Annotated in this window: 11 protein-coding genes; 6 read left to right on the top strand and 5 right to left on the bottom strand. The window is 66.9% G+C overall.

Translation table 11 applies throughout. From position 1 onward, the window contains the following. Positions 1-75 precede the first annotated feature (75 nt). From BKA16_RS17070 to BKA16_RS17060, 3 genes are read right to left on the bottom strand one after another with little or no spacing between them, the layout of a single operon-like run. A complete protein-coding gene (locus BKA16_RS17070; protein WP_382425277.1) occupies positions 76-1,089 on the bottom strand; it encodes a VOC family protein in 1,014 nt (337 codons plus the stop codon). Beyond that, positions 1,086-1,955: an alpha/beta fold hydrolase gene (locus BKA16_RS17065; protein WP_183371801.1), complete on the bottom strand. Its 870-nt coding sequence runs from the start codon at positions 1,953-1,955 to the stop codon at positions 1,086-1,088. The genes BKA16_RS17070 and BKA16_RS17065 overlap by 4 nt, the downstream gene beginning before the upstream one ends. Continuing rightward, positions 1,952-3,571 carry a bifunctional 3-(3-hydroxy-phenyl)propionate/3-hydroxycinnamic acid hydroxylase gene (locus tag BKA16_RS17060; RefSeq protein WP_183371800.1) on the bottom strand — a complete coding sequence of 540 codons (1,620 nt, stop codon included), beginning with the start codon at positions 3,569-3,571 and terminating at the stop codon, positions 1,952-1,954. Before BKA16_RS17060 ends, BKA16_RS17065 begins: the two co-directional genes overlap by 4 nt. 110 nt (positions 3,572-3,681) lie before the next feature. On the opposite strand from BKA16_RS17060, the gene BKA16_RS17055 reads away from it, so the two are divergent. Continuing rightward, positions 3,682-4,311, top strand: coding sequence for a TetR/AcrR family transcriptional regulator (locus BKA16_RS17055; RefSeq protein ID WP_382425275.1), 630 nt, complete (start codon positions 3,682-3,684; stop codon positions 4,309-4,311). A 73-nt stretch (positions 4,312-4,384) separates the two neighbouring features. After that, a complete protein-coding gene (locus tag BKA16_RS17050) occupies positions 4,385-5,497 on the top strand; it encodes an amidohydrolase family protein (RefSeq protein WP_183371798.1) in 1,113 nt (370 codons plus the stop codon). A 31-nt stretch (positions 5,498-5,528) separates the two neighbouring features. Here BKA16_RS17050 and BKA16_RS17045 read toward each other — a convergent pair whose 3' ends face one another. After that, positions 5,529-6,467, bottom strand: a complete 939-nt coding sequence (locus tag BKA16_RS17045; RefSeq protein WP_183371797.1) for an asparaginase — start codon at positions 6,465-6,467, stop codon at positions 5,529-5,531. 183 nt (positions 6,468-6,650) lie between these two features. On the opposite strand from BKA16_RS17045, the gene BKA16_RS17040 reads away from it, so the two are divergent. Further along, positions 6,651-7,229: a WKL family lipoprotein gene (locus tag BKA16_RS17040; protein ID WP_183371796.1), complete on the top strand. Its 579-nt coding sequence runs from the start codon at positions 6,651-6,653 to the stop codon at positions 7,227-7,229. A 67-nt stretch (positions 7,230-7,296) separates the two neighbouring features. Here the strand turns inward: BKA16_RS17040 and BKA16_RS17035 are convergent, their stop codons facing one another. Continuing rightward, positions 7,297-8,286 (bottom strand): hypothetical protein, encoded by a 990-nt coding sequence (locus BKA16_RS17035; protein WP_183371795.1) that lies wholly within the window; start codon positions 8,284-8,286, stop codon positions 7,297-7,299. A 78-nt stretch (positions 8,287-8,364) separates the two neighbouring features. Between BKA16_RS17035 and lspA the strand changes: the two genes are divergently transcribed. The 3 genes from lspA (at position 8,365) to dnaE (ending at position 13,545) form a co-directional block, all read left to right on the top strand. Continuing rightward, positions 8,365-8,946: a signal peptidase II gene (lspA, locus tag BKA16_RS17030; protein WP_183371794.1), complete on the top strand. Its 582-nt coding sequence runs from the start codon at positions 8,365-8,367 to the stop codon at positions 8,944-8,946. After that, positions 8,939-9,865, top strand: a complete 927-nt coding sequence (locus BKA16_RS17025) for an RluA family pseudouridine synthase (protein WP_183371793.1) — start codon at positions 8,939-8,941, stop codon at positions 9,863-9,865. Before lspA ends, BKA16_RS17025 begins: the two co-directional genes overlap by 8 nt. A 146-nt stretch (positions 9,866-10,011) precedes the next feature. Then, positions 10,012-13,545: a DNA polymerase III subunit alpha gene (dnaE, locus tag BKA16_RS17020; protein WP_183371792.1), complete on the top strand. Its 3,534-nt coding sequence runs from the start codon at positions 10,012-10,014 to the stop codon at positions 13,543-13,545. Positions 13,546-13,549: the final 4 nt, after the last annotated feature.

Here is a 13,549-nt window from a genome sequence, read left to right as displayed (position 1 = left end):
CAGCGCGTCACGGTAGAACTGGGGAAGGGTGTGAAGGTGCGCGTTGATACGAGTCATAGCCTCACCGACATCTGGTCATCGGCTATCGGGTAGTCCCGGACCGGACAGTTGCGGCACGGTGTCTTCGACAGACCGGAGTGATCGTGCCGCATTCCGGAACCGCCCGAGCGCATCGACGACGACCCGTCCCTCTGGGGTGTGGCCCCAGATGCTGATGCCCCGGTGAGTGCTCGGCTCCCACGTCGTCTCGTCGACGACGATGGGATTCCACCCGACCTCCCATTCGAAGCCGGACGGGGTCAGCGCGTAGAACGACAATTCCTTGTCGTTGGTGTGCTGGCCCACCGCGAGCGCCATGCCGAAGCCGAGCTGTTTGACGCGCTGATACGCCGCCGTCATATCGTCGAGCGATGCCACTTGGATGTTGAGGTGCTGCACCGTGGTACGAATCGGGTTGACGGGCAGCCCACGCACATTCGCAATCGCCACCGAGTGATGTCGCTCGTTGACCCGTAGGAACCGAATCTTGAGTTTCGCACCGCTGATCGTCTCGTCGATGTAGTCGGTCAGTCGGGCGTCGAAGACTGTGTTGTAGTAGCCACGCATCTGATGTGGTCGGGTCGACGTGATCGCGACGTGGCCCATTCCCGATTGGCCCGTGACGAATCCGTCACGGACGCTCATAGACAGCGGTGCATCGCTGATCCGGGCCCGGGCGAAGATCTCCTGGGTGAGGCCGTTCGGGCCGGGGAACCGTACGAACCGTTCGACGCCCCGGACCACCGCGTCGTCGGCGGTGCCGTCGATGACCGGTACGCCGCGGTCGGTGACGCGGGCGAGGATCGTGTCGAACGTCTCGTGATCGTCGAGTTCCCATCCGAGGGCGACTACGTCCTCGGCCGGACCTCGAACGATGATGAACCGGGCCTCATGGTCGTCGAGCCGGAAGCGGATGACGTCCGGTGCGATGTCGTCGAGGTGCATGCCGATCGCGTCCTTGCCGAACCGTCGCCACTGCGCGAACTTCATCGACTCGATGACGACGTATCCGAGGTGAACGCTGCCGAAGACCGATTCCGGCGCGCTCACGCGTACGTCCCGTCGCAGAACGCGGCGACGACCCGGTTGAACAGCGCGGCGCGCTCGAACTGCACCCAGTGCCCGGTGCGCGCCACCATCATCAGATCGGCGTCGGGCATCCGATCGACGAGCATCTGCCCGCCGGATGGTCGATTCACTTTGTCGTCGCGTCCCCACAGGATCAGTGTCCGGGTTCGCAGCTGCGGCAGACGCTTGTCTCGGGTGAAGTCCATGCGCCACAGCGTCTTCAGCGCGCTTGTCCCGGATGGGCGACGCAGTGGGGGATGCGCGACGACCTCCGGGACGATCGATGCCGTGTAGCGTTCGTCGATCGCTGCGGCGGACACCGACTCGGCGTCGTATACGAGATAGGTGCGGATGAAATGTTCGAGCTTCGACCGGCTGGGCCCGTCGCCGCCGTAGTAGTTCAGCAGAGTCGACAGTCCCTTCGTCGGTGCGCCCCGGGTGGTGCCGATGCCGCCGGGGCCCATGAGGACCATTCGTTCCGCCCGGTGCGGGGTGTCGAGGGCGAGCCGCAGCGCGCAGGCGCCGCCGTACGAGTTGCCGACGAGGTGTGCCTTCTCGACGCCGAGATGGTCGAGAAGCGCGCGGATTCCGTCGGCGAGGGAACCGAACGGATCGTCCTGGCTCAGGTTCTTGCTGCTGCCGCCGTATCCGGGCATGTCGGGAACGATGACCCGGAAATGCTCGGCGAGAGCGTCGACGTTCCGCGCGTAGTTCGACATGCCGGACGCGCCCGGGCCGCCGCCGTGCAGCAGGACGATCGGGACTCCGGTGTCGGTCGTGTCGACGCCGGAGTCGGTGTAGAAGATCTCGGTGTCGCCGTTCACGGTGACGGTGTGCGAGGTGGTCATGGTGTGGTCCTTCGGGATCGAGTGTGTGCGGGTGCGCGGAAGTCGGCTGGTGGGGAAGGCAGCGGCGCTCCGGCACGGGCAGCCGCATAGACGAATCCGTCGGGTCGCAGGGCGACGACAGTCGCAGAGTGTTCGGCCAGCCATGCGGTGAGGTCCCCGTCGATGTCGACGATCGTGTCGGGGCCCGGTGTCGCACCGCAGGAACGGATACGTACGACGGGCACGCCGTCCCACACAGACGGCAGACCCCGGCCGTCGGACGTCAACACGAGCCAGCGGGCGCCGAGAGCGTCGTCGAGTCGGACGCGTGTCCCTGTGGAGTCGAGTACCCACGGTTGTGGGATCTGTCGACCACGCGCCGGGTGCTTCTCCGATGCAAGGAGTCCGGCCGTGTAGCGTGCGGCGGGAATCCACTTGGACTCCACCATCGCCCGGCTGTAGCCGGGGACCATCGACGCGGCGCGCAGGACCCGGTTTCGAACGGCGGCGATCCACTCTCGGCGCTCCGTGATGATGCGGCCGACGAAGACGGCGTGCGCGGTGGTCTCTCGTACGTGCGGTTCCCGCTCGATCTGGTAGCTGTCGAGTGCGGTGTCCGGAAGGACACCGGCGAGCACGTCCGCGATCTTCCAGCACAGATTCGCCGCATCGCGAACCCCCGAAGCCATGCCCTGACCGATCCACGGCGGCATGGCGTGTGCGGCGTCGCCCGCCAGGAAGACACGTCCCGCGCGCCACCGGTCGGCGACGCGGACATGGTGACTGTAGACGACCGAACGAAGGATCTCGACGTGGTCGGGAGTGACGCCCTGGCCGCGGAGGATCTCCCAGATCGCCTCGTGGGTCACCAGGTGGTCTTCGTCCTCTCCGTCTCGGACCGGGAACTCCCAGCGGTGGTGGCCGAGGGGCGTCGGGCAGTCGACGGTCGGCCGGGCTGGATCGCAGTGGAACCGCAGCTGGGAGCTGCCTTCCCAGTCCCGGAGGACCTTCGTATCGATGACGATCCATCGTTCGGTGAACGTCGTGCCCTGATATCCGATGCCGAGTTGTCCGCGCGTGGCCGATGAGCCACCGTCTGCAGCGATGACGTACTTCGCTCTCAGTCGTACGAAGGTGTCGTCGGTCAGATCGGCGGCGAGCACCTCGGCGTAGTCGGGGTGGTTGGCGACCTTCAGGCATTGGTGGCGGGTCAACACTGTCACGGTGTCGAACCGGGCGGCGCCCGAGCGCAGCGTCGCGTCGACGGCCGGTTGATAGATGAACTGCTGCGGCGGATGCCCACAGTGACGTGACCGGGGCTGGACCCGGGTGAACGGACGGCCGTCGGCGTCCACAAAGGCGACGACGCCGCCCGGCAGCATATCGGTCTGCAATTGCTCGTCGAGCCCGACCGACTGCCAGATGCGCATCACCTCCTCGTCGGTGGAGATCGCTCGAGCACGACCGTAGACCTCGGGATCACGTTCGAGGACGACGACGCGTAGTCCCCGCTGTCCGAGCAGATTGGCGGCGGTGACGCCGGTGGGGCCGTACCCGATGATCGCGACGTCGTAGAGCGGCTGATCGTTCAACGGATCTCTCCTGTGAATGGTGCGTCTATCCACGTGGAGACGCATAACAATTCCTGTAGTGATCACTACGGTAAGTGCTTGACCGGAGCCCGTCAAGGACTTATTGTAGTGACCACTACAGGAAATGCGGCCGTGCTCGACGGCCGATCGAAGGGATGGTCACGATGGCACAGGCTCCTCGGAAGGCCCGCTCGAACGGCGAGGCGTCCAAGGCGAAGATCCTGGACGCTGCCACCGAGATCGCGAGTGAACGCGGCTACGACGGCACGAGCATCGCGCAGGTCAGTAAGCGGTGTGGGCTGCCCGCGAGTTCGATCTACTGGCACTTCGCCGATAAGGACGATCTCATCGCCGCGGTGATCGAGCGCAGTTTCGGTCGCTGGTTGACGGCGTGGTCGGTGCCCGACGGAGGCGATGCACGGCAGCGGGTCTCGCAGATGTCCGCGCGCGTCGCCGAGGCACTCCGCGAGTCTCCGGACTTTCTGCGCCTCGGACTGATGCTCGCGCTCGAACGCCGCCCGGTGGAACCGCGAGCTCGGGAGATGTACCTGAAAGTGCGCGCCGAGGCGCATCAGGCGATTCGCGACGCCGCGATCGAGCTCGCACCCGGACTCGACGATCGGGGGCTCGACCGACTGGCGACGTACGCGATGGCCGGTGCCGACGGGCTGTTCGTCGCCAAGGAGATCGGTGGCGACGACGTCGACCTGCCGGTGATGTTCGGCCTTCACGCGAGTGCGGTGATGGCCGTTGCTGCGGAGTTGGTCGGCGGAGCCGGAGAGTGACCGCCGACGGAGCAGGCGTGACCTCCTCTCGACCATCTGACCGAGAGCAATCGAAGGGACCCGGGAATCCACGATGACACCTCCGAATACGCCCGGAGTGAGCCGCCGTTCCCTGTTGATGGGAGCGGGAGCGGCCGCCGGCGCAGCCGTGGCGGCCGGCATCGCTCCGGCAGCGGGTCGCTCGTCCGCAGCTCCCGGGAAGACGACCGGGCGCTATCGTATCGACCTGCACGCTCATTTCCTGCCGCCGGAGTATCGGTCGGCGCTCCTGGAGCACGGTCACGTCACGATCGGCGGCTATCCGACGCCGCAGTGGTCACCGGAGTCCGCGATCGACTTCATGGATCGGTGGGGGATTCAGGCGCAGGCGTTGTCGGTGTCCGACCCGGGCACGTCGTTCCTGCGGGGCAAGGAGTCCCGTGATCTCGCGCGGTACTGCAACACCTACGCCGCCAAGCTGTTCCGTACGCACCGTCGCAGGTTCGGTGCCTTCGCAGTGTTGCCGATGCCCGATGTCGCCGCGTCGATCGCTGAAGCCGAGTATGCACTCGACCGGCTGCACCTCGACGGCGTCGTCCTACTCAGCGCGTACGACGGCGTGTATCTCGGCGATCCGCGCTTCGAACCGCTGATGGCCGCACTGAACAAGAGGAAGGCGTTCGTGTTCGTCCATCCGGCGGCGATCCCCGACAGCGCGAAGCCGTCGCTGCCGTTGCCGGACTTCCTGGAAGAGTTCACGTTCGATACGACGCGCGCGGCGTCCATGATGATGGCGGCGGGCACCGTGCAGCGGTACCCGGGGATCCGCTTTCAGCTCGCGCATGCCGGCGGGACGCTGCCGTTCCTGTCGTGGCGTATCGGAGTCCTCGCGCAGACGCCGGTCGGTGACGTCTGGCCGAAGGGCGCGCCCCGGCCGTCCCTGCTCGGGGTGCAGGAGCAGGTCCGATCGTTCTTCTACGACACCGCCCTCAGCGCTTCCGAGCCTGCGATGCGCGCGGTGCTCGCGGTCGCGCCGCGCTCGCACATCGTGTTCGGGTCCGACTGGCCGTTCAGCCAGATGACCTTCACCGGAAGCGGAGATCCCGCACCCGGACTCGACGGTGTCTTCGATTCGAATCAGCGGTACGAGATCGAACGGCTCAATCCGCTCAAGCAGTTGCCTCGGCTGGCTGACGTCGTGGAGTGAGGCGAATCGGCGGCCAGACCCCGGCGTCTCCTCAGTTCGGCGACGACGCCGTGAAGAATTCGGCGACCTCACCGCGGTCGGCTCCCTCGGTCAGCAGCGCGATCAGCGCCATGCGGGCCTGGGGTGCGCGCAGCCACGGCGAGAAGATCGCCCCGGCGCGGAGGAGGTCGACGCCGCCTCCGCCGCCGCCGTACGTCGGTTCCACCTCGCCGTAGGGCACGCGCGTGGACACGACGACGGGAACGCCGCGTTGCACGGCGAGGTTCACCTGCGCGGTGATGTCCGGGTGAGTGTTGCCGGACCCGGTGGCCGACAACACGATTCCAGCGGCGCGCTGGTCGACGGCGGCGGCGATCAGGCCCGGCGACACACCCGGATACAGGGCGAGGAGATCGACACGGGCGGGCGTGCCGCCGGGGACCGCACGCGAGACGAGAGGACGTGGAAGGCGGGGGTGCACGGTGTCGAACGCCCGCAGGTCGGTGGTCGAGGTCTTGAACGCGCCACGCGCCTGCAGGACGGGACCGCCCAGGGCGACCAGGACGCCGCGACCGCGAGTCGCCGGATCGGCCGCCAACGTGACGGCGTCGGCGATGTTGGCCGGGCCGTCGGCGGCCGGGTGATCAGCCGGCCGCTGCGCCCCGGTGAAGATCACCGGTCGCGGATCCGCGGCGAACACGTCGGCCAGGAACGCGGTCTCCTCCAGCGTGTCGGTCCCGTGTGTCACGACCACTCCGGACACATCGGGGTCGGTGAGCGCCTCGCGGACGGCGCGGACCACGTCGAACTGCTGGCGTACGGACATCGACGAGGAGTCGACCGCCATCAGTTCGTGCGGTCGGACGACGACGTCGTCGGCGGTGTCCGGGACCAGATCGGTGGCCGACAGAACGGGGACCGCGCCGTCGTCGGTGGTCTGCGAGGCGGCGGTGCCGCCGGTGGTGATCATCACAACGTGCCGTGTGCCCATACGCTGATTCTCGCACTTCTGCGACCCGGATGTCTGCAGGTCATGCGCGACGAGCGTGGCTCAAGTGACGGGTGCGACACGCCGTGTGTGGATGCGCTCACCGGTGGCCGTTTGGCATAGTGGTGGAAGTCCGCGGGGAGGAGGCTGTTCTTTCCGTGACCGAACAGACGTGAGGATGGATCCGTGAAGATTCGCAATTTCGTGACCGGTGCCGTGGTGGCCGCCGCCGTCGCCGCAACCGCCGCGTGCGGTTCTGACGACGGCAGCAACGACCTGCCCCCGGTCCCCACCGCAGACAGCTCGACGACGAGTGCCGCCGCCGACAGCTCGGCCGCTGCCGACGCCGACCCCCTGACCGACGCCAAGAAGGTGCCGAACGTCGCGGCACTGAACGAGATGCTCGACACCGCGCTCGACCCGAAGGTCAAGGCCGCCGACAAGACCGATCTGGTCGAGGGCTCCGAGGTGGATCCCGCCCTGTTCAACCAGCTGGTCAAGGCCGTCAAGGACAACCCGGACGTGACGTACAAGATCAAGCCGCCGGTCACCAAGAACGGACCGAACAAGGCCAAGGTCAAGGTGGAGGTCAAGCTCCCGGACAACCCGCCGACCAAGATCGACGCCGCCATCGTCTTCGACAACGGACGCTGGAAGCTCTCGAAGTCGACGGTGTGCCCGCTGCTGCAGGCCAACGATGTGAAGTCCAAGCTGTGCGCCGACTCGTCTGCGACGGAGACGACGTCGAAGAAGAAGGCCGGCTGACACCACCCGCCGTACGAGACGAGCCGCGCACCGACATCGGTGCGCGGCTCGTCTCTTACCACCGGGGCTACTCCCAGGTCACCGTGTACTGGTTCTGCTGGAGGAGCGGGACTCCGTGCTCGTCGCCGACCAGTTCGCGCGCACCCTTGGTGGTCAGCGACCCGCCGACCGGCAGGATGCGTTTCAGGTCCACGGTGATGCGGCCGGATCCGGCCATCGAGTAGCGGGCGATCGTCAACGTCTGCGCCGAACCGGGAATGCGGAACACCGAGTCTACGGGCGTCTCGTCGACGGCGACGTCGAGTTGCAGAATGTCGCCGGTGCGCTCGGCGAGAGTCACCGTCGTGGTGCGCTTGATGGTCGCCGCCGCCGAGATCGTGCGCACCGACTGCCAGCGCGCGCCGACACCGACCGGTTCGGTGGGCAGCGGGACGGACTGGTCGAGGGCGCCGGAGAACGACTGCTCCAACGCGCTGCGGGCGGGTGAACCCGACTCCTGCTTCGGCATCAGCCGCAGCGATCGCACATTCAGTCCGTCGGCGACGGTGATCCCGCCCGCCGACCCGCCGATGGCGTCGAGTTCGGGGGTCAGCGCCTCATCGGGCGTGGTCGGAGTCCCGATCGTGAACTCCAGGTTCGACGGGTCGTCGCACACCACTCGCGCGGTGACCGCCGTGGTCAGCTTCTCCTGGGTGCTCTGCACCGACTGTTCGCCGTCTGCGGCGGGGGTGATGCTCGACTCCTGTGAATCGGTGGTGAGGGTCACCTCCTGCGGGCTGCCGGTGTCGGGACGAGGAGTCGGCACCTCTCGATAGCCTGCACCCGGATCGAGGACAGTCACCTCGGCCGGCGGTATCGGAATCGGACGCAGGCCCGCGGTGTCGACACTCGACGTCGCCGCGCACGGACCGGCGTCTGCGGAGTCGCCGCCGTCGGACGAACAACCGGTCAGCGCGAGGACGGCGCCGATCGGAATCGCCGACAAGCAGGCGATCACGCGCCGCGGCAGCGGCGACGGACCGGGACGTGCGGCGGGTGCATGCGACGACAGACTCACGACCACGAGACTAGGGCATGCGGCACTGTGGGCCGGGCTACGTCGGGGGTCGCGGCGGCGATCGTGGACAATCGACGTATGAGTCGAACCGAGCCCGGGCACAACACCGCCCGGACCGTGGCGCTGCTGGCCCTCGTGGCAGTGGTCGCCTTCCTGCTGGACCTGCTCACCAAGACGCTCGCCGTCGCGAAGCTCGATCCCTATCACCCGACCCACGTCATCGGTGACTTCCTCACGTTCAAACTGATCCGCAACAGCGGCGCGGCGTTCTCGATGGCGACCGGATACACCTGGGTCCTGACCTTCATCGCGCTGATCGTGGTGCTCGGGATCGTCCGGTACAGCAGCAAACTCGTCTCGATCGGCTGGGTCATCGGTCTCGGACTGGTTCTCGGCGGTGCGATCGGCAATCTGACCGACCGACTGTTCCGGGCCCCCGGGCCGCTGCGCGGGCACGTCGTCGACTTCATCCAGGTCGGCAGTTGGTGGCCGACTTTCAACGTGGCCGACTCCGCCGTCGTCTGCGGCGCCGTCCTGTTGGTGGTCCTGACGCTGCTCGGGTACGACTACGACGGCAGCCGCTCGGGGTGGGCGGCGCGGAACCTGCCCGCGGAGCCGACGGACGGCGGGTCCCGGGACGAGGAGCACAAGGATGCGTGATTCACGAGCGATGCCCGTGCCCGACGGACTGCACGGCATGCGGGTCGACGCCGGTGTCGCACGCCTCCTGGGGCTGTCTCGGACGGTTGCGGCCGGCCTCGCGGACGCCGGTGACATCACCGTCGACGGCGGCGCCGTCGACAAGGCGCACAAGCTCGTCGCGGGCGCCTGGCTCGACGTGACGCTGCCCGAGCCGGAGCGTCCGCTCACCGTGGAGCCCACCCCGGTCGAGGACCTCGACGTGATCTACCACGACTCCGACATCGTCGTGGTGAACAAGCCGCCGGGCGTCGCGGCCCACCCGTCGCAGGGGTGGACCGGTCCGACGGTCATCGGGGCGCTCGCCGCCGCGGGCTTCCGCATCTCCACCTCCGGGGCCCAGGAACGCCAGGGCATCGTCCACCGACTCGACGTCGGCACCTCCGGCGTCATGGTGGTCGCCGCATCCGAGCACGCCTACACGGTGCTCAAACGGGCGTTCAAGTATCGGACCGTCGAGAAGGTCTATCACGCCGTCGTGCAGGGACACCTGGATCCGCCGGTCGGCACCGTCGAGGCGCCCATCGGCCGTCACCCGGGCTCGGACTGGCGGTTCGCCGTGACCTCCAACGGCAAGCCGTCGACCACCCACTACGAGACCCTCGAGATGTTCGCCGCGGCGTCGCTGCTCGACGTGCACCTCGAGACCGGTCGCACCCACCAGATCCGCGTGCACTTCTCCGCGCTGCACCATCCGTGCGCGGGCGATCCGACCTACGGCGCCGACCCGAAGCTCGCCGCGCGCCTCGGTCTGGACCGCCAGTGGCTGCACGCCCGCTCGTTGGCGTTCGCGCACCCCGCCGACGGCCGCCGGGTGCAGTTCACCACCGACTATCCGGACGATCTGCAGCGGGCGATCGACGTCCTGCGCGACGTGTGATCGTCGCATCGGACACGCCGTCGGGAGAGTGATCCGTCGTCGCCGGAGACTGTCCGCAGTGCACGCGCGAGCGTCCCACCCCCTGTCGTACCGACCGCGTACGGTAGAGCCGTCCAATCGATAACGCCGAGCGAGGAGCCGCCGCAGTGTCCGGGTCGTTTGTTCATCTGCACAATCACACCGAGTTCTCGATGCTCGACGGCGCCGCGAAGATGTCGCCGCTGTTCACCGAGGCGAAGCGGTTGGAGATGCCGGCGATCGGGATGACCGACCACGGCAACATGTACGGCTCGTCGGACTTCTACAACACCGCGAAGAAGTTCGACATCAAGCCGATCATCGGCATCGAGGCGTACATCGCACCGGAGTCCCGTTTCAACACCAAGCGGGTGCTGTGGGGCAGCCGGGACCAGAAGTCCGACGACGTGTCGGGTTCGGGTGCGTACACCCATATGACGATGGTGGCCGAGAACGCCACCGGTCTGCGGAACCTGTTCAAGCTGTCGTCGCTGGCCTCGATCGAGGGACAGTTGGGCAAGTGGGCGCGTATGGACGCCGAGATCATCGCGCAGCACGCGGAGGGCGTCATCGCCACGACCGGGTGTCCGTCGGGGGAGGTGCAGACCCGCCTGCGTCTGGGCCAGGACGACGAGGCGTTGGCCGCGGCGGCCAAGTGGCAGGACATCTTCGGCAAAGAGAACTTCTACATGGAGTTGATGGAGCACGGGCTCGAGATCGAGCAGCGGGTCCGTTCGGGGCTGCTCGAGGTTGGTCGCAAGCTCGGCATCAAACCGCTGGTGACCAACGACTGTCACTACGTCACGCGCGAGCACTCGACTGCGCACGAGGCGTTGCTGTGCATCCAGACCGGTAAGACGCTGTCCGATCCGACGCGGTTCAAGTTCGACGGCGACGGTTACTACTTGAAGTCGGCCCAGGAGATGCGTGAGCTGTGGGACGACGTCGTCCCGGGGGGTTGCGATTCGACGCTGGAGATCGCCGAACGGGTCCAGTCGTACGAGGACGTGTTCACCCACCACGACCGGATGCCGATCTTCCCGGTGCCGGAGGGCTACACGCAGGAGTCGTGGCTCGAGCACGAGGTGATGTCGGGTCTGGACCGTCGTTTCGCCGGCCAGGCCGTGCCGGAGAAGTACGTCGACCGGGCGAAGTACGAGATGAACGTCATCAATCAGATGGGGTTTCCGGCGTACTTCCTGGTGGTCGGCGACCTCATCTCGCATGCGCTGGAGGTCGGGATCCGGGTGGGGCCCGGGCGCGGATCGGCGGCGGGTTCGCTCGTCGCGTACGCGATGGGCATCACGAACATCGATCCGATTCCGCATGGTCTGCTGTTCGAGCGGTTCCTCAACCCCGAGCGTGTGTCGATGCCCGATATCGACATCGACTTCGACGACCGTCGTCGCGGTGAGATGATCACCTACGCGTCGGAGAAGTGGGGCCATGACAAGGTGGCTCAGGTCATCACGTTCGGCACCATCAAGACCAAAGCCGCGTTGAAGGACTCGGCCCGGGTGCAGTTCGGTCAGCCTGGATTCGCGATCGCCGACCGGATCACCAAGGCGCTGCCGCCGCCCATCATGGCCAAGGACATTCCGGTGTGGGGCATCACCGATCCGGAGCACGAGCGGTACTCGGAGGCGGCCGAGGTCCGAACGCTGATCGAGACCGACCCCGACGTCAAGCGGATCTACGACACCGCGCTCGGGCTGGAGGGCCTGGTCCGTAACGCGGGTGTGCACGCGTGCGCGGTGATCATGTCGTCCGAGCCGCTGACCGATGCGATCCCGGTGTGGAAGCGCGCCCAGGACGGCGCGATCATCACCGGCTGGGACTACCCGTCGTGTGAGGCCATCGGCCTGCTGAAGATGGACTTCCTGGGTCTGCGGAACCTGACGGTCATCGGTGACGCGATCGAGAACATCAAGACCAACCGCGGCGTCGAGCTGAACCTCGACACGCTGCCGCTCGAAGACGACAAGACCTATGAGCTCCTGGCACGCGGCGACACCCTCGGCGTGTTCCAGCTCGACGGCGCGGCCATGCGCGAACTGCTGAAGATGATGCAGCCGACCGGTTTCGAGGACATCGTCGCCGTCCTGGCGCTGTACCGGCCCGGTCCGATGGGTGTGAACGCGCACACCGACTACGCCAAGCGCAAGAACGGGCTCCAGGACATCAAGCCGATCCATCCCGAACTCGAAGAGCCGCTCAAGGACATCCTCGCCGAGACGTTCGGTCTGATCGTCTACCAGGAGCAGATCATGCAGATCGCGCAGAAGGTCGCGGGCTATTCGCTCGGCCAGGCCGATCTGCTGCGACGCGCCATGGGCAAGAAGAAGAAGGAGATCCTCGACGAGGCCTACGACGGCTTCGCGCAGGGGATGCGCGACAACGGATACTCGCAAGGCGCGATCACTGCGCTCTGGGACACCGTCCTCCCGTTCGCGGGCTACGCGTTCAACAAGTCGCACGCCGCGGGCTACGGGCTCGTCTCCTTCTGGACCGCGTACCTCAAGGCCAACTACCCAGCCGAGTACATGGCCGGTCTGCTGACCTCGGTCGGCGACGACAAGGACAAGGCCGCGATCTACCTCGCGGACTGCCGCAAGATGGGCATCACGGTGCTGCCCCCGGACGTCAACGCGTCCCTGCCGAACTTCGCCGCGGTGGGCGAGGACATTCGTTTCGGCCTCGCCGCGATCCGCAACGTCGGCTCGGGCGTCGTCGACTCGATCATCTCCACTCGCACGGAGAAGGGCTCCTACAGCGACTTCTCCGACTATCTGGGGAAGATCGACGTCGTGGCCTGTACCAAGAAGGTCACCGAATCGCTGGTCAAGGCGGGCGCATTCGACTCGATGGACCATCCGCGCAAGGGGCTGTTCCTCGTGCACGCCGACGCCGTCGACTCGGTGATGAGCACCAAGAAGGCCGAAGCGATGGGGCAGTTCGACCTCTTCGGCGGCGCCGACGTCGACGACGTGGGCGACGTGTTCGCGGTGAAGATCCCCGACGAGGAGTGGGACAACAAGCACAAGCTCGCTCTCGAACGCGACATGCTGGGTCTGTACGTGTCCGGGCATCCCCTGGCCGGCGTCGAGCACGCCATCTCCGCGGAGACCGACACGTCCATCACCGCCCTGCTGGAGGGCAACATCTCCGACGGCGCGCAGATCACGATCGGCGGCATCATCTCGTCGGTCACCCGGCGCGTCAACAAGAAGGGCGAACCCTGGGCCGCGGTCACCATCGAAGACATGGTGGGTGGCGTCGAGGTCTACTTCTTCCCGCGCGCCTTCACCGCGTACGGCATGGATCTGTTGCAGGACAACATCGTCCTGGTGCGAGCCAGGGTCAACAAGCGCGACGACTCGATCATGATCAGCGCCAACGACCTCGCGGTGCCCGACCTGACCGCGGTCGGCGCCTCCAAACCGGTGAAGCTGACGGTGCCGTCGAACCGCTGCACACCCGACCGCGTCAGCGATTTGAAGCAGATCCTGACCCGTCACCCGGGCACGTCCGACGTGCACGTGACTCTGGTGAGCGACCGTCGGGAGACCCAGCTCAAGCTGACCGAGGCGCTGCGAGTGAACCCGTCGTCGGCGTTGATGGGCGATCTGAAGGCCCTGTTGGGCCCGAGCTGCCTGGCGTAGGCGA

Origin of the sequence: Gordonia humi (assembly GCF_014197435.1) — a bacterium.
GTDB lineage: Bacteria > Actinomycetota > Actinomycetes > Mycobacteriales > Mycobacteriaceae > Gordonia > Gordonia humi.
The sequence above is the reverse complement of the archived record's forward strand: the minus strand, read 5'-3'. Positions and strand labels throughout refer to the sequence as shown.